Source organism: Tessaracoccus rhinocerotis (genome assembly GCF_007197885.1).
GTDB lineage: Bacteria > Actinomycetota > Actinomycetes > Propionibacteriales > Propionibacteriaceae > Arachnia > Arachnia rhinocerotis.
Map to the genome: position 1 here is coordinate 272674 of NZ_VKKG01000002.1, position 19358 is coordinate 292031.

Annotated in this window: 22 protein-coding genes; 11 read left to right on the forward strand and 11 right to left on the reverse strand. The window is 70.7% G+C overall.

What is annotated here, in order from left to right:
• Window positions 1-14 precede the first annotated feature (14 nt).
• From FOJ82_RS06365 to FOJ82_RS06380, 4 genes are all read left to right on the forward strand, one after another.
• The gene (locus tag FOJ82_RS06365; protein WP_143937626.1) at window positions 15-641 is read left to right on the forward strand and encodes a hypothetical protein; all 627 of its coding nucleotides are present in this window, start codon (window positions 15-17) and stop codon (window positions 639-641) included.
• Window positions 638-1576, forward strand: a complete 939-nt coding sequence (locus tag FOJ82_RS06370; RefSeq protein ID WP_143937627.1) for a hypothetical protein — start codon at window positions 638-640, stop codon at window positions 1574-1576. The genes FOJ82_RS06365 and FOJ82_RS06370 overlap by 4 nt, the downstream gene beginning before the upstream one ends.
• Before the next feature lie 113 nt (window positions 1577-1689).
• Window positions 1690-2583, forward strand: a complete 894-nt coding sequence (locus FOJ82_RS06375) for a siderophore-interacting protein (RefSeq protein ID WP_143937628.1) — start codon at window positions 1690-1692, stop codon at window positions 2581-2583.
• Between the two features lie 12 nt (window positions 2584-2595).
• A complete protein-coding gene (locus FOJ82_RS06380) occupies window positions 2596-3597 on the forward strand; it encodes an LLM class flavin-dependent oxidoreductase (protein ID WP_143937629.1) in 1002 nt (333 codons plus the stop codon).
• On the opposite strand, the gene FOJ82_RS06385 is transcribed toward FOJ82_RS06380, so the two are convergent.
• From FOJ82_RS06385 to FOJ82_RS06410, 7 genes are all read right to left on the reverse strand, one after another.
• A complete protein-coding gene (locus tag FOJ82_RS06385; protein ID WP_143937630.1) occupies window positions 3566-5056 on the reverse strand; it encodes a PH domain-containing protein in 1491 nt (496 codons plus the stop codon). The two genes, FOJ82_RS06380 and FOJ82_RS06385, sit on opposite strands and share 32 nt — an antisense overlap.
• Window positions 5053-5544, reverse strand: coding sequence for a PH domain-containing protein (locus FOJ82_RS06390; protein WP_143937631.1), 492 nt, complete (start codon window positions 5542-5544; stop codon window positions 5053-5055). Before FOJ82_RS06390 ends, FOJ82_RS06385 begins: the two co-directional genes overlap by 4 nt.
• Window positions 5545-5560: 16 nt before the next feature.
• On the reverse strand, window positions 5561-6073 hold the full coding sequence (locus tag FOJ82_RS06395) for a nucleoside deaminase (protein ID WP_281279932.1): 513 nt from the start codon (window positions 6071-6073) through the stop codon (window positions 5561-5563).
• Window positions 6070-6615, reverse strand: coding sequence for a DinB family protein (locus FOJ82_RS06400; RefSeq protein WP_143937633.1), 546 nt, complete (start codon window positions 6613-6615; stop codon window positions 6070-6072). The genes FOJ82_RS06395 and FOJ82_RS06400 overlap by 4 nt, the downstream gene beginning before the upstream one ends.
• A 38-nt stretch (window positions 6616-6653) precedes the next feature.
• Window positions 6654-6806, reverse strand: coding sequence for a hypothetical protein (locus tag FOJ82_RS16155; RefSeq protein WP_185975657.1), 153 nt, complete (start codon window positions 6804-6806; stop codon window positions 6654-6656).
• Between the two features lie 123 nt (window positions 6807-6929).
• Complete coding sequence (locus FOJ82_RS06405; RefSeq protein WP_143937634.1) at window positions 6930-7499, reverse strand: ArsR/SmtB family transcription factor; 570 nt, start codon at window positions 7497-7499, stop codon at window positions 6930-6932.
• Between the two features lie 59 nt (window positions 7500-7558).
• Complete coding sequence (locus tag FOJ82_RS06410) at window positions 7559-10090, reverse strand: DEAD/DEAH box helicase (RefSeq protein WP_143937635.1); 2532 nt, start codon at window positions 10088-10090, stop codon at window positions 7559-7561.
• Window positions 10091-10138: 48 nt separating this feature from the next.
• On the opposite strand from FOJ82_RS06410, the gene FOJ82_RS06415 reads away from it, so the two are divergent.
• Both FOJ82_RS06415 and FOJ82_RS06420 read left to right on the forward strand, forming a co-directional pair.
• Window positions 10139-10621, forward strand: a complete 483-nt coding sequence (locus FOJ82_RS06415) for a transporter substrate-binding domain-containing protein (protein ID WP_143937636.1) — start codon at window positions 10139-10141, stop codon at window positions 10619-10621.
• A complete protein-coding gene (locus FOJ82_RS06420) occupies window positions 10618-11607 on the forward strand; it encodes a cation diffusion facilitator family transporter (protein ID WP_143937637.1) in 990 nt (329 codons plus the stop codon). The genes FOJ82_RS06415 and FOJ82_RS06420 overlap by 4 nt, the downstream gene beginning before the upstream one ends.
• On the opposite strand, the gene FOJ82_RS16660 is transcribed toward FOJ82_RS06420, so the two are convergent.
• Together FOJ82_RS16660 and FOJ82_RS16665 are read right to left on the reverse strand one after the other, a co-directional pair.
• The gene (locus FOJ82_RS16660) at window positions 11577-12146 is read right to left on the reverse strand and encodes a protein-L-isoaspartate O-methyltransferase family protein (protein WP_246099781.1); all 570 of its coding nucleotides are present in this window, start codon (window positions 12144-12146) and stop codon (window positions 11577-11579) included. The two genes, FOJ82_RS06420 and FOJ82_RS16660, sit on opposite strands and share 31 nt — an antisense overlap.
• The gene (locus FOJ82_RS16665) at window positions 12136-12606 is read right to left on the reverse strand and encodes a hypothetical protein (protein ID WP_246099782.1); all 471 of its coding nucleotides are present in this window, start codon (window positions 12604-12606) and stop codon (window positions 12136-12138) included. The genes FOJ82_RS16660 and FOJ82_RS16665 overlap by 11 nt, the downstream gene beginning before the upstream one ends.
• 87 nt (window positions 12607-12693) lie before the next feature.
• Between FOJ82_RS16665 and FOJ82_RS06430 the strand changes: the two genes are divergently transcribed.
• Entirely contained in the window at window positions 12694-14019 is a 1326-nt protein-coding gene (locus tag FOJ82_RS06430; protein WP_143937638.1) for an MFS transporter, read from the forward strand.
• Here FOJ82_RS06430 and FOJ82_RS06435 read toward each other — a convergent pair.
• Window positions 13979-14839, reverse strand: a complete 861-nt coding sequence (locus FOJ82_RS06435) for an aldose epimerase family protein (RefSeq protein WP_143937639.1) — start codon at window positions 14837-14839, stop codon at window positions 13979-13981. The two genes, FOJ82_RS06430 and FOJ82_RS06435, sit on opposite strands and share 41 nt — an antisense overlap.
• 37 nt (window positions 14840-14876) lie before the next feature.
• On the opposite strand from FOJ82_RS06435, the gene FOJ82_RS06440 reads away from it, so the two are divergent.
• From FOJ82_RS06440 to tkt, 4 genes are all read left to right on the forward strand, one after another.
• Entirely contained in the window at window positions 14877-15383 is a 507-nt protein-coding gene (locus tag FOJ82_RS06440; RefSeq protein ID WP_143937640.1) for a GNAT family N-acetyltransferase, read from the forward strand.
• 27 nt (window positions 15384-15410) lie between these two features.
• On the forward strand, window positions 15411-15872 hold the full coding sequence (locus FOJ82_RS06445; protein WP_143937641.1) for a phosphoribosyltransferase: 462 nt from the start codon (window positions 15411-15413) through the stop codon (window positions 15870-15872).
• Window positions 15865-16083 carry a hypothetical protein gene (locus FOJ82_RS06450; RefSeq protein ID WP_143937642.1) on the forward strand — a complete coding sequence of 73 codons (219 nt, stop codon included), beginning with the start codon at window positions 15865-15867 and terminating at the stop codon, window positions 16081-16083. The genes FOJ82_RS06445 and FOJ82_RS06450 overlap by 8 nt, the downstream gene beginning before the upstream one ends.
• Window positions 16084-16178: 95 nt before the next feature.
• Window positions 16179-18236, forward strand: a complete 2058-nt coding sequence (gene tkt / locus FOJ82_RS06455; RefSeq protein WP_425472484.1) for a transketolase — start codon at window positions 16179-16181, stop codon at window positions 18234-18236.
• 79 nt (window positions 18237-18315) lie between these two features.
• On the opposite strand, the gene FOJ82_RS06460 is transcribed toward tkt, so the two are convergent.
• Window positions 18316-19308 carry a LacI family DNA-binding transcriptional regulator gene (locus FOJ82_RS06460; RefSeq protein WP_221933053.1) on the reverse strand — a complete coding sequence of 331 codons (993 nt, stop codon included), beginning with the start codon at window positions 19306-19308 and terminating at the stop codon, window positions 18316-18318.
• Window positions 19309-19358 lie beyond the last annotated feature (50 nt).

Genomic DNA, 19358 nt, shown 5'->3' on the forward strand with positions numbered 1-19358 from the left:
GTAGGCTGTGGAACATGATCGACGTCTTCCAGGCCTTGGGGGCGGCCCTCGGGCTGGAGGCGGGCCTGTACCGGGACTACACGGCGGCGACGCTGTGGGCCGCGCTCGGGGTGGCGCTGCTGGCCGGGACCTCGACGATGCTCGGCCACGTCGCGATCCTCCTGTTGAACAAGATCTCCGGCCTGAGACTGGTGACCAGCCTGCTGCTGAGCTTCGTGACGCTGGTTTTCCTGTACGCGAGCCAGGGTGCGGTGACCTGGGCGGTGGCGACGCTCACGCTGCGGCGCACGCTCCCGCTCGTGCCGCTGATAGCCGTCGCGTTGCTGGCGCTGGCGCCCCTGGTGTTCAACTTCATCACGGCGCTGCCCCATCTGGGGCTGGGGATCGGACGGCTCCTGCAGGCGTGGAGCTTCCTCGTGTTCTGGCTCGGCGTCGGGGTCACGTTCCAGTTGTCGTGGCCGTGGGCGCTCGGGTTCACGATCAGCGGGTGGCTGGTGATGCAGTTGGCGTCCCGGCTCCTGCACCGCCCCCTCGGCTGGGTCTACTCCCGGCTCTGGACGCTCGCCACCGGCCGGCCCACCATGGTGACCTCACAAGACATCCTGAGCGGCATGCCCATCATTCCTGTGGTGGCGAAATGATCGGCTGGACGCTCGGCATCCTCTTCCTGCTGCTCCTGCTCTTCGTGCTGCTCTCGCCGCTGGAGTCGCTGCGGTGGTGGGCCGACAGGGGGGAACGGGAGGTGCGCCAGACCTTCGAACTGTTGCCCCCGGAGGCCGACGCCGAGGACCAGGCGGGGCGCTACGTCGTCTACCTCTCCGGGGTGGGGGTCGTCGGTGGTGACCGACTGTCCGCGCGCGAGGAGGCCTGGCTGGAGGCGCTGCAGGAGGACCTGCCCGAGGTCCGCGTCGTCTCCGACGTGTTCCCCTACGCAGTCGACAACCGTGGACTGCTCCAGCGCACGACCGTGTGGCTCTGGTCGCGGCTGGACCGCTGGCGTCGGGCGGGTTCCATCAAGTTCGTGCCGTTGCTGATCAACATCCGCAACATCGCGAAGGTGCTCGTCTCGGCCGACCCGCGCTACGGTCCCACCCTCAACATCGGTCTCGCCCAGGAGATCTGGTGGTCCCTGCAGCGCCACGGCTACGTGCCGGGCACCAACACGCCCGTCACCATCGTCGGGTTCTCCGGCGGTGGCCAGATGGCGCTCGGGGCCGGGTGGTTCCTGAGCGGGCTCGGGGTGCCGGTCTCGGTGATCTCGGTCGGTGGGATCTTCGGCGACGACCCCGGCCTGGACCGAATCAGCCACCTCTGGCACCTCCGCGGCGGCAAGGACCACATCCAGCACCTGGGCACGATCGCCTTCCCGGGGCGCTGGGCAACCGCGCCGCTGTCGCCGTGGGGACGGGCGAAGCGGGAGGGGCGGATCACGACGAGGGTGATCGGTCCGATGAAGCACGACGGACCGCGTGGCTACTTCGGCAGGCGCGCGTTCGGAGCCGACGGCCGCAACCACTCCGACCTCACGCGCGCCGCCGTCTCAGACATCATCCGGACCATGGCCGCGCAGAGTTGATCGTCGGCCACGGATGGATTTAGGCTAGACAAGCCTTACCAATTCTGCATCGCCAGCCAGGTGGGGCCGGTGGGCCGCCACCACGCATCCGAGACCCGCCAAGGAGTTCCTGCATGAGTCGCCAGACGAACGGTGCGTTCCGCGCCAGGGTCGCCGGCATCCGGAGGCTGTCGGAGAACTTCACCCGCATCACCTTCGCCGGAGACGAGCTGCGCCACCTCGGCTCGGCCGGCTTCGACCAGCGGATCAAGCTCCTGTTCCCGCTCGCCGACGGCGGCTGGACGGACTTCGGCCTGTTCTCCGGCGCCACGATCTCCCAGTGGTACACCGCCTGGCGGCAACTGCCGGACGAACAGCGCAACGCCATGCGCACCTACACGGTGCGGGCGTCGCGCCCCGAGGCGGGCGAGGTCGACGTCGACTTCGTGCTGCACGGCACGGACGGCCCCGCCTCGGCCTGGGCTTCCGGCGCCGCCGAGGGCGACGGAATCGTCATCATCGGCCCGGACAGCCGGGCCGAGGGTGACGCCGGTGGCATGGAGTGGCACCCGGGCACGGCGAGGCGGGTGCTGATCGCCGGCGATGAGACGGCGGTCCCCGCGATCTGCTCGATCGTGGAGTCCCTGGACGAGGGAGTCGGCGGCCACGTCTTCCTGGAGGTGCCCTCGAGTGCCGACGTCCTCCCGCTGCGGGCCCGTGCGGACCTGAGCATCGAGTGGCTCGCCCGCGACGGCTCTGGCCACGGCAGCCTCCTCACCCCTGCGGTGGAGCGGTGGGGGCGGGAGCACGTCGCCCGAAGGGAGGCCGCCGAGGTGGAGCTCGAGACGGACCCGGACGCGCTGCTGTGGGACTCGCCGGGGGAGGCCCGGCGGGAGGCCTACGCATGGTTGGCCGGGGAGGCGGGCGTGATCACGGGCCTGCGCCGCCACCTGGTCCGGGACCTGGGGCTGGACCGCTCGTCGGTTGCGTTCATGGGCTACTGGCGCACGGGCCGCGCCGAGAACTGAGAGGCTGGAGCCGTGAAGAAGATCGGTTTCCTGTCCTTCGGGCACTACCGCGCCCCCGTGTCGACGGCCGGCAGCACGCTGCGGCAGCACGTGGAGATGGCCCGCGCCGCCGACGAGCTCGGCTTCGACGGCGCCTGGCTGCGCGTCCACCACTTCGAGCAGACCCTGTCCAGCCCCTTCCCGCTGCTCTCGGCGATGGCGGCCGTCACCACCCGACTCGACGTCGGCACCGGGGTGGTGGACCTGCGCTACGAGAACCCGTTGTACATGGCGGAGGAGGCCGCGGCCACCGACCTGATCAGTGACGGTCGGCTGCAGCTCGGGGTGAGCCGCGGCTCGCCCGAGCATGCCGCCGACGGGCAGGAGCAGTTCGGCCAGGTCCTCGCCGAGGGCGAGTCCTGGAGCCAGCACGCCCGCGGCAAGCTCGACACCTTCCGGCGAGCCATCGCCGGCGAGCCCGTCGCGCGCTCGCACGTGGCGATGCAGAACGGGGACGGGCCCGACCTGCCCGTGCGTCCCCTGAGCGAGGGGCTCGGGGACAGGATCTGGTGGGGTGCGGGCACCCATGCCACCGGCGTCTGGGCGGGGGAGCAGGGGCTCAACCTGCTCAGCTCGACGTTGCTGCTGGACGAGGACGGCAGGCCCTTCCACGTGCAGCAGGCCGACCAGGTGCGCGCCCACCGCGAGGCGTTCGCCGCAGCCGGGCACACCGGCGGCGGGCGGGCCGCGGTCACGCGTCCCGCGTTCCCGATCACCTCCGACGTCGACCAGCGCTACTTCGGCCTGCATGGCGGGACGGGGGACGCCGTCGGGGTGTTGGACAACACCCGGGCCCGCTCGGGCCCGGAGATGGCGGGTTCCGTGGAGGAGGTCGTCGCGATGCTAAGGGCCGACGACGCCGTCGCCGAGGCCGACTACGTACTGTTCGCCTGTCCCAGCCAACTCGGGCTCGACTACGTGGTCCACTGGATGGGGAACCTGGTCACCGTGGCGCGGGAACTGGGCTGGAAGTAGCCAGGAACGGCGTCAGGAGGCCCGGGGTGGCGGCGTCGGCCAGGGCGATCCCGTCGGCTGTTGCGACGTCGAGGACGCCGACCGACCCCGAGCCCGCGCCGGTGGTGGCCTCCAGCGTGACGAGGCCGCGGCGGCGCTGGAACCAGGACTGCCGCACGTTCCACCCGATGATGGCCTCGCGCTCGAGCGCGTCGGTGGTGCGGTGGAGGCTGCCCGACCTGGCCACCAGGTAGTGCTCGTCCAGGCGGTGCCCCAGGCTGCGCCAGCCGTCCCGCGCCAGCCAGAGCCCGGCGGCCGCGATGACCACCACTCCCAGCGCCATGGCCCACCACCAGCCCGGCAGCAGCGCGACGACGAGGGGCACGGTGACGACCAGCCAGCCGAGCACCACCCACAGCACCCGGAGTCGTCGGCGAAGGAATGCCTGCCGCGGGTGGGGTGCGAGGAGTTCGGGGGCCGTGGCCGGGCCGTCAGTCTCGAGGACCTTGGCCGCGACGGCGTCGGCGATGTCGCGCGGGGCGTAGGGGAGCAGCACGTTGGACTGGCTCAGGTCGTTCTTGCCGCCCTCGGAGCCCTGATTCTTCAGCCCGATCGCAAGCGCCTCGACCTGTGCGGCTCCCGCCAGGCGGACCCCGAGCGGTTCGGCGACACGCACGCCGCGGAGCCGCTCCTCGGGGAGCGAGACGGTGCGGGTCGTGAGGAGTCCGCGGCGTACCTGCAGCAGGCCGGCGTCGCGCTCCAGCCTGTGGTTCCACCAGAGCTCAGCGTGGACCAGCAGCGAACCGATGATTCCGAGCACCAGCGGGACGACGACGAGCGCGGTCACGACCACTCCCCAGCCTGCCCGTGCCGCCGTGCCGATGACCCAGTCCCAGGCCAGTTCGCCGAAACCGTCGGCGAACTGCAGGGCGATGCCCCAGATGCCGGCCGCGATCACCAGCGGGACCCAGGACAGCGGTGCGTAGGCGAGCCAGGCGGGGGCGAAGCGGCCCAGCACCCTCGCGTCCGCCACGCCCCGGGGAAGCAGTTCGGCCTGCAGCTGCTGGGCACTCGCCCGGTCCACCGGCGAAAGCTTCGCGGAGCCGTCGGAGCCGGTCTGCTCGGCGGTTCCGATGTGGAGGGTCGCCAGTCCGAAGAGGCGCTGGAGGGGGCCGGCGGACAGGTCGATCGCCCGGATCCGGTTGCGGGCGAAGGTGCGGGTGGTGCGCTTGAACACGCCGCTGCGGAGGACGAACTGTTCCGGGGTCACGGTCCAGGAGGTGTTCTTCCACACCAGCCAGCTGCCGAGGGCGACGCCGCCGACGACGAGCGCGACCACGCCCAGCACGCCCAGCGCCGACCACGGGGTCCACAGCAGCGCCAGCACCAGCGTCGTCGGCACCGCGATGAGCAGGACGACGGCGGCAGTCTGCACCACGGCGACCAGGACACTCAGCCGGCTGAGCCGGTGCTCGGTCATACGGCGTCCTCCGCCGTCGCCTCCGTGAGTTCGCTGAGGCGCGCGGCCAGTTCGTCGGCCGTGGCGACGGCCAGCCCGGAGATCTTGACCGGGCCGCGCGACGACGCCGTCGTGACCACCACGGTGGCCAGTCCGAAACGCTGCTCGAGCGGTCCGCGGGTGCGGTCCACCGTCTGCACCCGCGAGAGGGGAGCGATCCGCGACTCCACCCAGAACCAGCCCCGGCGCGCGTGCACCGCCGTGGCGCCCATCTCCCACAGGTGGTTGCGGTACCGGTACCGGGGCAGGACCAGCATGATCGGCAGGCCGACGGCGGCCACCGCGATGGCGGGCCCGAAGAACCACCACCTGCCCGCCGGGATCAGCACTCCTAGGGCGACCAGCACCGCCAGCGCGGGCACCACCCACAGCGCCTGCTGCAGGGTCCACCACGGCACCGCCCTGCGGTCGGCCCGGTTGGCCGGGGCCCTCAGCGTGGGGCTTGACATGGTCTCTCCTGTTTGCTCAATATCGGGTCCTGTCGTGCTTGGCGAGCCAGGCGTCGAACACGTCGGTCCCGCCCTCGACCTCGATCCGGTGGAACGGGATCGAGCGCTCTGCGTGGGGCAGGTCGATCTCTTCGTAGATGAAGGCGTCGCTGAACCCGGCGCGCTCGGCGTCGTGCTTCGTGGTGGCGAAGAACACGGCCGAGGGTCGGGCCCAGTAGATCGCGCCCAGGCACATCGGGCAGGGCTCGCACGAGGCGTAGACGACGGCCCGGTGCAACTGGAAGTCCGCCAGCTTCGCGCACGCCTCCCGGATCGCCACGATCTCGGCGTGCGCCGTCGGGTCCTTCGTGCTCGTCACCTGGTTCCAACCCTCGGCCACCACCTCGCCGTCGAGGACGACCACAGCCCCGAACGGTCCTCCGGCGTCGTCGTCCAGACCACGGGCGGCCAGGGTCACGGCGTGCTGCAGGTGGCGGGCGTGTTCGGCATCCTCGGCCGTGGCGGCCGGGTCGGGTGGTAGGTGGCTCACGATGCCACCGTAGGACATCCGTTCGCGTCGCGCAGGTGGTGGGTGAGTTCGTGGGAGAAGTAGAGGGCCAGGGACGAGACCGTGAACGGCGCCCCGTCCCCGCGGCGGCCGGGGCGTTCCCACTCCTCGGCGGAGAGGCCCTCGAGCACTCCCGCCGTCTCCGCGGTGGCGACGGCGAACTCATCGGCCACCGCTGCGGGCGAGGCGTTCCAGTACTGCCGGGCGATCGCCGTCGCGTCGCCGTCGAAGTTCGAGAACACCGGGTCGTCCTCGGCCACCATGGCGCGGGTGCGTTCCTCCCACACGGTGACCACGTCGCGCAGGTGACAGGCGTACTCGAGGGGGGACCATGTGGTCTCGGCCGGGCGGTGACGGGCGTCGTCGCGGGCCAGCACCGCAGTCCAGGCCGGCGCCGCGGCGCGGAGGCGCTGCACGCTCTCGGCGGCAGGGTGCGGACTCCAGCCGCACTCGTCGCAGCCCTGTTCGAGCACGACGAGCCAGTCGCGGGTGTCCGGCGGAGGGGTGGCGGGTACGGGGGTCATGGCGCCCAGCCTAGGACCGCGACCACGCGCCCCGGGGCTCAGTGGCCGAGCTTCAGCCAGCCGAGAACACTGTGGCGACCGCGCGGGCGCTGCCTGCGGACCCGCTCGTTGTAGGCGAGCTCGGCCATCTCCCGGGCGGCGTTGTGCGCCACGAGGTCCTGCTGGATGTAGAGGTACTCATTGGGGCCCATGGCCTGCTCCGATCGCGTTGGGGTGGAACTCGCTGATGTCTTCAGGGTAGATCCTAAAGAACTCTTTAGCAAGATATGTTGCGAAAGAAGTGTTGTGGAATCTTCGGGGTGGTTCTGGGGGTTTCAGGGGCGAGTGTGCGGTTCCGCGTAGATGAGGGAGAGGGCGTGGATGAAGCGGGCGCCCTCGGGGCGTCGCTCCGGGTCCCGGCGGTCCTGGAAGCGCGTGATGATCTCGGTGATCTCAGCGCCCAGGGCGCTGACCTCCTCGACGGTCGCCCAGAACCCGACGTTGGAGACCTGGGTGGCGTCCAGCCAGTCCTTGGACTCGTCGTCCATCCTGGCGGCGACCCGCCGGAAGGCCTCGGCGCGGTGCGTCACGGTCTGGACCGCGAGCTCGGTGGAGGCCAGCACGGTCTCGGGGAACTCGGGGTCGGCCTCGGTCACCAGGCCCTCGGACGTGCGACGCCACGGCTTCTCGCGGCCGCGCTGCTCCGCGCGCTCGATGAAGCCGTACTTCTCGAGCATGCGCAGGTGGAACGAGCAGCTCGCGACCGACTCGTCGGTGTGCTCCGCGCACTCGGTGGCGGTCAGCTCGCCGTGCTGGCCCAGCAGGTCCAGCAGCTGCAGCCGCAGCGGGTGTGCGAGGGCCCGGATGCGCTCGGGCTCGTGGACGACGCTCTTGGGCTGCTCCATCCGCCCATCCTAAGGCAATCTTGCACAAGGCAGCTTGACCAAGGGCGTCGAGGAGCCCGTCAGTCGTGCCGCGCGAAGCTCAGCACCTGGAGCTGGAGCTCGCCGGCCTCGTCGGAGGCGTCGAGGTCCACCTTCGCGTGGATGGCCCAGTCGCGGTTGCCGGCCGGGTCGTCCAGGACCTGGCGCACCAGCCAGACCCGACCACCGCGCTGGGTCTCGACGTCGAAGAACGCCGGCCCGCGCGAGTCCGGCCCGGTGCGGATCTCCTCGTGCTCGTCCCAGTAGTCGCCCAGGGCGTCGTCCCAGCGCTGCCTCGTCATGGGTGAGCCGGAGTCCAGGACACCCAGGGCGTCCACCTGGTCGTCGGCGGCCAGCTCCACGCGGCGCCACAGGGCGTTGCGGACCATCACGCGGAAGGCCCGCTCGTTGCCGGAGACCGGCCGCGACGGCGGCGGCACGTCGTCGGCCAACTCGACGGCGTCCGCCCCGGCGAGCGCGGTCAGGGCGGCCCACTCGTCGAGCAGGGACGAGTCCACCAGTCGCGTCACCTCTCCGAGCCAGGCGATCAGGTCCGCGAGTTCCTCGGTGCGGAAGCCCTCGGGGACGGTCTGGCGCAACGCCCGGTAGGCGTCGGACAGGTACCGCAGGACGAGGCCCTCGCTGCGCTGCACCTTGAGGTGTGCGACGTACTCGCCGAACGTCATCGCCTGCGAGTACATGTCGCGCACCACGGACTTCGGGGAGACTGCCGTCTCCAGCAGCCAGGGGTGCATGGCCCCGTACTCGAGGTGGGCCTGGTTCAGCCGTTCCTCGAGCGGCTTCGGCCAGGTCACCTCGTCGAGGATCTCCATGCGTTCCTCGTACTCGTAACCGTCGGCCTTCAGCCCGGCGACGGCCTCGCCGCGCGCCCGGAACTGCTGCGCGAGCAGGACTGTGCGCGGGTCCTCGAGGGTGGCCTCGATCACGCTCACGACGTCGAGGGCGTAGTCGGGCTCCTCCGGGTCCATGGTCTCGATCAGCGCCAGCGCGAACGCCGACAGCGGCTGGTTCAGCGCGAAGTCCTGCTGCAGGTCCACGTTCAGCTCGTAGCGACGGCCGTCCCTGGTCGGCTCGGGCAGCCGCTGGACGACGTCGGCGCGGATCAGCGAGCGGCCGAGCGAGGCCGCGCGCCGCAGCAGCTTGCGACGTGCGCGTGGCTCGCGGATGCAGCTGTCGACCAGACGCACCACCGCGGCCGCGATGTCGCCGTCGCGCTGCAGCAGGTTCAGCAGCATCGAGTGCGTGATGCGCATGCTGGCGTGCAGTTCCTCGGGCTCGCTCTCGATCAGCTTCTCGAAGCTGGCCTCGGAGTAGTTCACGAAGCCCTCCGGTGGTTTCTTGCGCCGCACGGACTTGAGCTTCTTCTCGTCCCCGGCGTGCTTGGCGAGAATCTTCGCGTTCTCCACCTCGTGCTCGGGTGCCTGCGCCACCACGTAGCCAACGGTGTCGTAGCCCGCGCGGCCGGCCCGGCCGGCGATCTGGTGGAACTCCCGGCTGCGCAGCTGGCGCTGGCGGCGGCCGTCGAACTTGGTGAGCGAGCTGAACAGCACGGTGCGGATGGGGACGTTGATGCCCACGCCCAGGGTGTCGGTGCCGCAGATCACTGCCAGCAGGCCGCGCTGCGCGAGTTGCTCGACGAGGCGTCGGTACTTGGGCAGCATCCCGGCGTGGTGTACCGCGATGCCGGCGCGCAGCAGCTTGGACAGGGTGGAGCCGAAACCGGGGGAGAACCTGAAGCCGGCCATCGCCTCCTTCAGCCCCTCGGCGACCGCCGTGCCCGCCTTCTTGATCACGCCCTGGCTCAGCAGGGCCTGCGCCTGCTCGACCGCTGCCGCCTGGGTGGAGTGGACGACGTAGACGGGGGCCTGCTGGTCCGCTACGAGGCGGGTGATGGTCTCGTGGATCGGGTCCAGGGACCAGGAGTACTTCAGCGGTACCGGGCGTTGCGCCCCTCCGATCACGGACGTCGTGCGGCCGGTGCGCTCGGCGAGGTCCTTGGACAGTTCCGTGACGTCGCCGAGGGTGGCGGACATGATCACGAACTGTGCCTGCGGCAGCTCCACGAGCGGCACCTGCCACGCCCAGCCGCGGTCGCGGTCAGCGATGAAGTGGAACTCGTCCATCACCACCTGGTCCACCACCGCGTTGCGGCCCTCCCTCAGTGCGATGTTGGCGAGGATCTCGGCAGTGCAGCAGATGATGGGGGCGTCGGGGTTGACCGACGCGTCGCCGGTGACCATCCCGACGACGTCGGCCCCGAAGGTCTCGCACAGCGCGAAGAACTTCTCGCTCACGAGCGCCTTGATCGGGGCGGTGTAGTAGCTGCGGCCGCCGGTGGCGAGCGCCACGTAGTGCGCCCCCGTCGCGATCAGCGACTTGCCGGATCCCGTGGGCGTGGTGACCACGACGTTGGCGCCCGAGAGGATCTCGATGAGCGCCTCGTCCTGGTGCGGGTACAGGGCAAGGCCGTCGCGGCCGGCCCATGCGGTGAAGGCCTCGTAGAAGGCGTCGGGGTCCTTGCCGGTGTGCTCGAGGGTGTCGGTGAGAGTCATGTTGTGTCCATCGTGTCATGACCCGGCCCTGGGAGTACGGTGCCTGCCATGGGCACGAGAACGTGGCTGGCGCTGGTGGCGGCACTGCTGGTGCTGCTGCCGGGATGCACCGAACCTGACTTTCCGCGGGACCCCGAGGGCACGCTGCTGCGCGCCATGGGCGGCGAGTTGCGGGTCGGGGTCTCGGAGAACCCGCCCCACACGGAGGTGGCCGACGACGGGTCCGTCTCCGGTGAGGAGGTGGAAATCATTCAGGGCTGGGCCGACTCCATCGGCGCCGAGGTCGCATGGAGCGACGGCGCCGAGAGCGTGCTGATGGAACGGCTGAAGCTGGGGGAGTTGGACATCGTCATCGGTGGCCTCGCCTCCGACTCGCCCTGGACCACCCACGCCGCCCTCACCCGCCCGTACGCCGAGGTGAACGGTCCCGACGGGAAGCCGAGCAAGCTGGTGATCGCCGTCCTGATGGGGGAGAACGCCCTGCAGTCCAGCCTCGAGCGGTTCCTGATCAGCGAGGGGCTGGAACCATGAGCGGGCACACGACGCTGCCGGAGCACGAGCGGGAGTTGCTCCACAAGGCCGTCCGCCTGCAGTGGGTGAGCCTGTTCGTCATGGCCCTGGTGGTCACCTCCGTCGGCCTGGTGGCGGGGCAGTCGCAGGCCATGCGCACCGCTTTCGCGGAGGACGCACTCGCGCTGCTCCCGCCCATCGTCTTCCTCGTCGGCGTGTGGCGCACCGGCAAGAGCCGGGACCCCGACCACCCCTACGGCCACCACCGCGCCATCGGGGCGGGCCACCTGGTGGCGGCCGTCACCCTCCTCGTACTGGGTGCCTCCCTCGTCTGGAACGGCGCCTCCGGGCTGGTCAAGGGCGAGCACCCGCCGATCGGGGTGTTCTCGTTCGCCGGCGTCACCGTGTGGGCGGGATGGCTGATGATCGTGGTGATGGCCATCGTGATGGTGCCGCCCATGATCCTCGGCCGGCTCAAGATGAAGCTGGCCCGTCCCCTGCACGACAAGGTCCTGAGTGCGGACGCGGACATGAACAAGGCCGACTGGACCACGGGTGCCGCCACCATCGCCGGGGTGACCGGGATCGGGTTCGGGCTGTGGTGGGCCGACTCCGTGGCGGCCATCCTGGTCTCGCTGAGCATCCTGTGGGACGGCTGGAAGAACATCCGGGAGGCGGTCCGTGACCTGCTCGATGCCCGCGCCAGCGAGATCGACTCGGCGGAACCGCACCCCCTCGTGGACAAGCTCCGCGACGAGGCCGACCGGACCGACTGGGTGGACCGCGCCACCGTCCGGGTCCGCGACATGGGCCACGTCTTCCACAGCGAGGTGATGGTGGTGCCCAGGCGCGGCGTGGACCCGACGGTGGACCAGGTGGAGGAGTTGAGGCGCCGCTGCCAGGAGCTCGACTGGAAGACCGACGACACCGTCGTGGTGGTCATGCACCACCTCCCCAAGGAACTGGTTCCGCCGGATCAGTCCTCGACGAGTGGGACGAACACGTAGAGCCCGTGCTCGGTGGTCTCGGCGCCGGGGCCGCGCCTGAGGACCCGGGTCATCCGGCCGTCGACGGGCACCACCATCACGCCCTCTTCGGCGAGCTGGTCCACCAGCGCAGTGGGCAGTGTCCCTGCCATCGCGGAGACGAGGATCCTGTCGAACGGCGCCTCGTCGGGCAGGCCGAGGCGGCCGTGCTCGGCAGGTCGGATCTCCGCCTGTGGCCAGTCCCCGGAGCGCAGCGCCGCGCGTCCGTGCTCCACCAGGGCCGGCACCCGCTCGACGCCGATCACGCGGCCCTGCGGACCCACCAGTTCCGCCAGGAGCGCGGTGGTCCAGCCGGACCCGGAGCCGACGTCGAGCACCTTCATCCCGGGGGCGACGTCGAGCAGTTCCAGCATCGCGGCGACGGTGCTGGGCTGGGAGTTCGTCTGTCCGTGGGTCAACGGCAACGGGCAGTCGAGCTGCCACTGCGCGCGCAGGTGCTCCGGCAGGAACGCCGGTCGGGGCGCGGCCACGAAGGCTGCGGCGATTCGCTCACGGGACAAGGTGTACCTCCCCGCGCTCGACGCCCAACTGTGACAGCGGCAGGTCCCAGACCTGGACCTGGGTGGGGGACCACGCACACATGGTCTCCGGCTCCGGGTCGCGGAGTGCGAACCGGACGGCGCCGCCGCCCCCGTCCTCGACCGAGGCCACCTCGGTGCACCTGGGCCAGGCGGCCACCAGCAACACCGAGTCGTCCAGGTCCACCTGCTCGACGGCGGCACCGTTGGCGTCGCGCATGGCCGGCGGCAACTCCTCCAGCCAGTCGAGCCAGTCCTCCTCGGTGGCGATGATCCGCACCGGCGCCCGCTTGTCGAAGCCGCTGAGGTCGTGCGTCGCCTCGTCCCACTGCACGACGACGTGGCCGACCGTCGCGCCCGGCAGCAGGGGCCCGCAAGCCGACAGCGTCGCGGCGAGCACGGCGATGGCCGACAGGGTCGTGATCGGGCGTCTCGGCAGCATCGGTCCTCCTCTGGACAGGGTAGGACGGGGCGGGGCCAGTTTTGCCGAGCATGGTATCTTGATATCAAGAGACTTTGAGGTGAGAGCATGTTGGTCGTGAGCGAACGGGCGCCGAGCGCGCGGCAGGCACTGGCGAGGCTGGTGTGGCCCATCTATGCGCCGATGCTGCTCGCCGCCATCGGCTCCACCGCCCTGATGCCGATGATCCCGCTGATCGCGCTCGAGCTGGGGTTCAGCGTCCCGGCGGCCGCCGCGCTGACGATGATCTCCGGACTCGTCGGGGTGCTCGGACCGATCCCCGCCGGGAGGGCCATGACCATGGTCGGGGAGCGGACGGCAATGATCGTGATGGGCGTCGGGCTCGCGCTCAGCGGGCTGGCAGGCTTCGCCGTCGTGTCCGACGGCCTCGGTGGGGGCGATGACTGGTGGCACAGGGTCGCGTTCGTCCTGGTCCTGTTCGCCTCGGCCGTGTGCCAGCAGGTCTGGATGCTGGGACGGCAGTCCTACATGGGCTCGCAGCTGCCGGTGGCGGTGCGCGCGCGGGGCATGTCCACCCTCGGCGGAATGATGCGCATCGGACAGGTGATCGGTCCGGTGCTGGGCGCCGGAGTGCTGGTGGTGGCCCACGAGGGCTACGTGTTCCTGCTGCAGGCGGTGACCGCGCTGGCCGCGACGCTGTTGGTGACGTTCAAGATGCTGCCCCCCGAGGGCGACGGCCCGGCGGCCTCTCGCGCCAGCCGACGCGAGGCCTCCCGGACCCCGATCCCGCCGACCCCCGCCCCCCATGCGCCCGGCAGGCCGGCGATCACCACGATGCTCCTGACCGGGCTCGGCATCGTCCCCTTGAACATGGCGCGCATCAACCGCCCGCTGATCCTGCCACTGCTCGGTGCGGTGCTCGGCCTCGACGCGGCCACGATCTCGCTGGTCTTCGGCGCCGCCGCGCTGGTGGAGATCGTGATGTTCGTCCCGGCCGGCACGTTGATGGACCGTAGGGGCAGGGCGGCCGTCGCCGTTCCGGCGCTGCTGGTCAGTGGCCTGTCCTACGTGCTGCTCGCCGTGCTCGCCGTCACGATCGGCACCAGGTCGGAGGCCGGGGCGCTGGTGGCAGTCACCGTGTCCGCCGTGTTCGTCGCCCTCGGCAACGGACTGAGTGCCGGCATCGTCATGACGCTAGGCGTCGACCTATCGCCCGAGGAGCACCGGACCCGCCACCTCGCCCGCTGGAACACCATCACCAGCGTCGGCAGGTTCGCCGGCCCCGGCCTCGTGACCGGGGTCACGCTCTTCGCGCCGGTGGCTGCGGCAGGGCTGGCCACGGGCGTGCTCTGCGTGGCGGGCGGGCTCTGGCTGTGGAAGTACCTGCCGGGGGTCACGCCGTCGCCGAACGGGCCTCCACCGAAATCGTCATGACCATCGTGTGGGAGCCGCCGGCGAGGACCGTCACCGCGTCGCGCTGGACGTTGCCGACCTCGATGCAAACCATCTGGTCCCACTCGTCTGCCGCGAAGGCGGGGGGCACGTCGGGCCCGGGGTTCCAGACAACGATGCTGGCGGCCTTGCCCGAGCGGATCCGGATGGTGCGGTCCGGGCCCACGAGCGCGACCTCCCCCGAATGACGGTGGACCGCGTTCAGCGCGGCGGGCAGTTCCGGATCGCCGTCGGTGGAGCGACTGACGGGTGGCGAGACGGTGTGGTCGCGCATCTGGGTGCCGTCGAGGCCGAGGATCCGGGCCCCGCCCCCGGGCACCGCGAAGTAGGTGTGGAGTGCCTCGTCGAGCACGAACTCCGTGGTGGGGGACCCGACGGTGAACCGCACTGTGAGGTCGCGGCCGAAGTTCGCCTCGTAGCGGAACCAGAGGTCGGAGGGGTAGTTCTCGGCCCCCGGCAGGTGGGCGACGTCGACGGCCTCCAGTTCCCACACGAGCCGCGTGCCGTGCTCGTCCTCGGACTGCGAGGAGAGCTGCCACGGTACCCAGCGGACGAGGCCGTGCGGCGCGGGCACCTCGACCTCGTCGCGGCCCTGCCCGAACCACGGGGCGCAGATGGGGATGCCGCCGTGGATCTCGAGTCCCTCGCCGACGGCGGCGTCGCGACTGACGAACAGCACCTCGTCGTCGCCGGCGGGCCGCCAGGACAAGACGGTGGCGCCCAGGTCCATCGCGGTGGCGGTGCAGTGCGGGTTGGAGATGCTTCGCACGCCGGCGGCTGCGAACTCCTCGGGAGTGGCCATGCGGACCACGGTATCGGCGCCGCATAGAATTCCTCACATGGCGCCCACCATCCGCTCGGCCAAGCCCGCCGACCTCCAGGCGATCGTCGACATCTACAACGAGGCCGGAGTGGGGACCACCGCCTCCTACGACCTCGAGCCCGTGGACCTGACCAACCGCCGGGCCTGGTTCGACAGGCTCCACTCCGCGGGATTCCCGGTGCTCGTCCTCGAGGACGAGGGCGAGGTCGTCGGGTACGCCTGCTACGGCCCCTTCCGGGACAAGGCGGGCTACGCCCACACCGTCGAGCACTCCGTCTACGTGGCCCCCGGTCGACGTGCGGCCGGTGCCGGGCGGATGCTGATGTCCGCCCTGATCGACTACGCCCGCGGCCACGGCGTCCACGTCATGGTGGGCGTCCTCGACGCCGAGAACGAGGCCTCCCGCACCTTCCACCGTCGGCTGGGGTTCGAGGAGTCCGCCGTCCTGCCCCAGGTGGGCCGCAAGTTCGGGCGCTGGCTCGACGTCCTGTTCACCACGCTGACGTTCCCTGCCGAGGACTGAGCGCCGCCGCACCGTTAGCATTGCTCCATGGACGAGCGGGAAGTACTCACCTGGGGCGGGTTCGGCGAGGCGTGCCGTGGCCTGGCGCAACAGGTCCGGGAATCGGGGTTCGAGCCCACGGTGATCATCGCCGTCGCGCGGGGTGGGCTCCTCCCGGCCGGCGCCCTTGCCTACGCCCTCGACGTCGACCTTGCCGACGCCATCAACGTCGAGCGCTACGCGGACCCCTCCGAGCCGGTGGCCGACCCGGTGCTGCTCGCGCCGCTGCTGGACAGCGAGTCCATCGCGGGCAGGCAGCTGCTGGTGGTCGACGACGTCACGGACTCCGGCCGCACCCTCGGCCTGGTCACCAAGCTGCTGCGCGGTTTCGGCGCGGACGTCCGCAGCGCCGTGCTCTACTCCAAGCCGAACACCATATTCACCGCCGACTTCGTCTGGAAGCAGACGCAGGACTGGGTGGTATTCCCGTGGGGGGCCGACAATGGCTGAGATCCGCAAGCACAACCCCGACGCGGGCGAGGGCATCGCGCGTCTCGTCAGGGAGCACATGGGCGACGTCCGCCCCGTCGAGCCGGGGGAGAAGCCGGCACCCGCCGACGACGCAGTGGTCGAGCCGGACCCCGACGGGGCCGAGGAGGACGCGCTCGGATTCTCCGGCGTCATGCACTGGGACGAGTCCGGTCCGACGTTCCAGTTCTGAACCCCCGTCTGCCAATCGAGTTGGCGCCCAATAGAGTGGGGGCTGTGCATATGGGCGTCGTGCGCCCTGCGTCAACCCGATAGGAAGAACTGATCGTGACTCTTGACTGGACCGAACTAGACTCGCGCGCCGTCGACACCGCCCGCATCCTCGCCGTCGACGCGGTGGAGAAGGTTGGCAACGGCCACCCGGGCACCCCCGTCTCGCTGGCGCCTCTGGCCTACCTGCTCTACCAGAAGGTCATGAGCATCGATCCCACCGACGACATGTGGCTCGGCCGTGACCGCTTCGTGCTGTCCGCGGGCCACGCGTCGCTCACCCAGTACTGCCAGCTCTACCTGGCCGGTGCGGACCTCGAGCTCGACGACATCAAGGCGCTGCGCACCTGGGGCTCCAAGACCCCGGGCCACCCCGAGTACCACCACACCAAGTTCGTGGAGACCACCACCGGCCCGCTCGGCGCCGGCGTCTCCAACGCCGTCGGCATGGCCATGGCCGCGCGCCGGGAGCGTGGACTGCTGGACCCGGACGCGCCCGTGGGCGAGTCCGTCTTCGACCACTACGTCTACGCGATCGCCGGCGACGGCTGCCTGCAGGAGGGCGTCTCGGCCGAGGCGTCGTCCCTGGCCGGTACCCAGAACCTGGGCAACCTGATCATGTTCTACGACGACAACCGCATCACGATCGAGGGCCAGACCCCGATCTCCTTCACCGAGGACGTCTCCGCCCGCTACGAGGCCTACGGCTGGCACGTCCAGCACGTCGACTGGACAAACGGCGGAACGGAGTACCGCGAGGACCTCGACGCCCTCAACGCGGCGATCGAGGAGGCCAAGTCGGTCACCGACCGCCCCTCGTTCATCAAGCTCACCACCGTCATCGGCTGGCCGCTGCCCAACAAGCAGGGTTCGCACAGTGTCCACGGCAGCAAGATCGGTGGCGACGAGATCGCCGCTCTGAAGGAGAAGCTCGGCTTCGCCCAGGAGCCATTCGCCGTCGACCAGGACGCCGTCGACCACGCCCAGCGCAACGTTGCCGAGCGCGGTCGCGCCGCCCGCGCGGCGTGGGACGCCAAGTTCGCCGAGTGGCAGTCGGCCAACCCGGAGCGCAACGCACTGCTGGAGCGCGTCCGCGCCCACAAGCTGCCGGAGGACCTCTCCCTGCCGGTGTTCGAGGAGGGCAAGAAGTCCACCCGCGCCGCCTCCGGTGAGGTGCTCGCCGCGCTCGCGGACCAGCTCCCCGAGCTGTGGGGCGGCTCCGCCGACCTCGCCGGCTCCAACAACACCACCATGAAGGGCGAGCCCAGCTTCCTTCCGGCGGAGCGCCAGACCGACGAGTGGCAGGGCAATCCCTACGGGCGCACCCTGCACTTCGGGATCCGCGAGCACGCCATGGGTGGCATCGTCAACGGCATCGCGTTGTCCGGCCTGACCCGTCCCTACGGCGGTACCTTCCTGGTGTTCTCCGACTACATGCGTCCCGCCGTGCGGCTGGCCGCCATCATGGGCGTGCCCAGCACCTTCGTGTGGACGCACGACTCCGTCGGCGTGGGCGAGGACGGCCCCACGCACCAGCCGGTCGAGCACGCCGCTGCACTGCGCGCCATCCCCGGCCTCGACGTCGTCCGCCCGGCCGACGCGAACGAGACCTCGGTGGCCTGGGGCGAGATCCTGCGCCGCACGCAGAACCCGGCGGGCCTGCTGCTGTCGCGCCAGGACCTGCGCACCGTCGCCCGCGGCGAGAAGTACGCCTCGGCCGACGGCGTCGCCAACGGCGCCTACGTGCTCAGCGAGGCCTCTGCCGAGGCCCGGGTGATCCTGATCGCCACCGGCTCCGAGGTCGAGGTCGCACTCGACGCGCAGGACCAGCTCGAGGCCGACGGCATCCCCACCCGCGTGGTCTCGATGCCCTGCCAGGAGTGGTTCGACGACATGGACGACGAGTACAAGGAGTCCGTCCTGCCCGCGTCCGTCACCGCGCGCGTCAGCGTCGAGGCCGGCATCTCCATGGGCTGGTCCAAGTACGTCGGCGCAGGCGGCGCCTCCGTCTCGCTGGAGCACTTCGGTGCCTCCGCCAGCGGCGCCAAGTGCTTCGAGGAGTTCGGCTTCACCGCCGCCAACGTGGCACAGACCGCCAAGGGCCTGCTCGGCTGACGCGGTTCGAACGGCAGACGGCCGCGCATCCCTGCAGGGGTGCGCGGCCGTTCGCGCGTACCGACGCGGCAGGGCCGGCTCAGGTGCTGGGGGCGGTGGAGCGTCGGACCACCAGTTCGGGCTGGAAGACGGTGCGGCGGGGGATGCTCTCGGGGTCGTGGGCCTCCTCCAGCAGGACCCGCAGCGCGGTGCGGCCGATCATGCGGGCCGGCTGCTGGATCGACGACAACGGCACCGCGCCCACCTTCGCGAACGGGATGTCGTCGAAGCCGATCAGGCCGATGGCGTCGGGCACCAGCATCCGCCCGTCCACGACGAGCGTGTGCAGCAGCCCGAGCGCGATCATGTCGTTGGCGGCGAAGATCCCGTCGGGGCGCTCGGAGGGCGGCCGCGCGAGCAGCCGGGTGCCGGCCGCGGTCCCCTCCTCGATGGTCATCTCGGCGGTGGCCACCACCTCGAGGTCGACGTCGACCTCGGAGTGCTCGGCGGCCACGCGCGCCCCGGCGAGCCGGTCGTTGACCTGGCGCACGTCGAACGGGCCGCCGACGAAGGCGATGCGTCGTCGCCCGGTCCTGATCAGGTGCTCCACCGCCATGCGTCCGCCGAGCACGCTGTCGATGGACACCGACGAGAACAGGTTGTCGCCCGAGAACCTGTCCACGAGAACCGCCGCGATGCCCCGGGAGCGGAGCTCCTTCAGCTCCCGGGTGATGTCGCCGTAGGGCGAGATGAGCACGCCCCTGACCTGCTGCTCGACGAACAGGTCGAGGTAGAGGCGCTCGCGTTGCTTCACGTTGTCGGTGTTGCCGTGGATGATGGCGATGCCGTGCTTGGTGGCCTCGTCCTCGGCGCCGCGCACCACTTCGTTGAAGTACGGGTTCTGCCCGTCGAGGACCACGAACCCGACGGTGGAGCTCACGCCGCCGCGCAGCTTCCTGGCCGCCTCGTTGCGCACGTAGCCGAGTTCCTCGATCGCCTGCGTCACGCGGACGACGGACTCCTCGGAGACCACCTCGGGACGGTTCAGGACGTTCGAGACCGTGCCCACGGAGACGCCCGCTCGCTGTGCCACGTCGCGAATACTGACCGCCATCGATACCTCCGCCTATAACGATTCCGTCA

Bases quoted from the DNA above. Each gene is read 5' to 3' on its own strand.
- FOJ82_RS06420 (WP_143937637.1), top strand. From the start codon at position 10,618: ATGAGCGGGCACACGACGCTGCCGGAGCACGAGCGGGAGTTGCTCCAC.
- FOJ82_RS06450 (WP_143937642.1), top strand. From the start codon at position 15,865: ATGGCTGAGATCCGCAAGCACAACCCCGACGCGGGCGAGGGCATCGCG.
- FOJ82_RS06365 (WP_143937626.1), top strand. From the start codon at position 15: ATGATCGACGTCTTCCAGGCCTTGGGGGCGGCCCTCGGGCTGGAGGCG.
- FOJ82_RS06435 (WP_143937639.1), bottom strand. From the start codon at position 14,839: ATGGCCACTCCCGAGGAGTTCGCAGCCGCCGGCGTGCGAAGCATCTCC.
- FOJ82_RS06415 (WP_143937636.1), top strand. From the start codon at position 10,139: ATGGGCACGAGAACGTGGCTGGCGCTGGTGGCGGCACTGCTGGTGCTG.
- FOJ82_RS06445 (WP_143937641.1), top strand. From the start codon at position 15,411: ATGGACGAGCGGGAAGTACTCACCTGGGGCGGGTTCGGCGAGGCGTGC.
- FOJ82_RS06400 (WP_143937633.1), bottom strand. From the start codon at position 6,615: ATGACCCCCGTACCCGCCACCCCTCCGCCGGACACCCGCGACTGGCTC.
- FOJ82_RS06385 (WP_143937630.1), bottom strand. From the start codon at position 5,056: ATGACCGAGCACCGGCTCAGCCGGCTGAGTGTCCTGGTCGCCGTGGTG.
- FOJ82_RS06430 (WP_143937638.1), top strand. From the start codon at position 12,694: ATGTTGGTCGTGAGCGAACGGGCGCCGAGCGCGCGGCAGGCACTGGCG.
- FOJ82_RS16155 (WP_185975657.1), bottom strand. From the start codon at position 6,806: ATGGGCCCCAATGAGTACCTCTACATCCAGCAGGACCTCGTGGCGCAC.
- FOJ82_RS06410 (WP_143937635.1), bottom strand. From the start codon at position 10,090: ATGACTCTCACCGACACCCTCGAGCACACCGGCAAGGACCCCGACGCC.
- FOJ82_RS16665 (WP_246099782.1), bottom strand. From the start codon at position 12,606: ATGCTGCCGAGACGCCCGATCACGACCCTGTCGGCCATCGCCGTGCTC.
- FOJ82_RS06375 (WP_143937628.1), top strand. From the start codon at position 1,690: ATGAGTCGCCAGACGAACGGTGCGTTCCGCGCCAGGGTCGCCGGCATC.
- FOJ82_RS06370 (WP_143937627.1), top strand. From the start codon at position 638: ATGATCGGCTGGACGCTCGGCATCCTCTTCCTGCTGCTCCTGCTCTTC.
- FOJ82_RS06405 (WP_143937634.1), bottom strand. From the start codon at position 7,499: ATGGAGCAGCCCAAGAGCGTCGTCCACGAGCCCGAGCGCATCCGGGCC.
- FOJ82_RS06390 (WP_143937631.1), bottom strand. From the start codon at position 5,544: ATGTCAAGCCCCACGCTGAGGGCCCCGGCCAACCGGGCCGACCGCAGG.
- FOJ82_RS06440 (WP_143937640.1), top strand. From the start codon at position 14,877: ATGGCGCCCACCATCCGCTCGGCCAAGCCCGCCGACCTCCAGGCGATC.